The sequence below is a fragment of the Alcanivorax sp. UBA3183 genome (genome assembly GCF_002364155.1).
GTDB lineage: Bacteria > Pseudomonadota > Gammaproteobacteria > Pseudomonadales > Alcanivoracaceae > Alcanivorax > Alcanivorax jadensis.
On record NZ_DEXN01000007.1, the window covers coordinates 31227 to 31652 of the forward strand.

The following is a 426-nucleotide window of genomic DNA, read 5'->3' on the forward strand; positions in this document are numbered from 1 at the left end:
TGGCATTGATTCTGTTGCTGGACCAGTTCACCCGCCATATCTACCGTGGCCAGTCCCAGGCCTTTGCCGGCGATCACCGGGCGGCAACCCTGGCGGTGGAGGGTGTTTCCAGGCAGATGCACAGCAAACTGCCCCTGTGCGGCCAGGTGTTTTTCCTGATGCCACTGATGCATGCCGAAGATGAAGACCTGCAGGATCTCTGCCTGAACAGCATGACTGCCTTGCTGGAGCGCGCCCCGGATTCCTGTCGCAAGTCGGTACAAAGCAGTGTCGATGCAGCCAGGCAACATCGGGAGTTGATTCGCCGCTTCGGGCGTTTCCCACATCGCAATGCGGCTCTGGGTAGGGAAAGCACCGCCGAAGAACTCGCCTATCTGGAAAAAACAGGTAGCTTCGGGCAGTGACTGTAGGAGCCATGCTTGCATG

Annotated in this window: 1 protein-coding gene; it reads left to right on the forward strand. The window is 58.7% G+C overall.

Annotation, left to right across the window (positions count from 1 at the left end; translation table 11 throughout):
• Positions 1 to 404, forward strand: a 404-nt coding sequence (locus B3Q33_RS03075) for a DUF924 family protein (RefSeq protein WP_286826826.1), incomplete at its 5' end; no start/stop codon positions are given.
• Positions 405 to 426 lie beyond the last annotated feature (22 nt).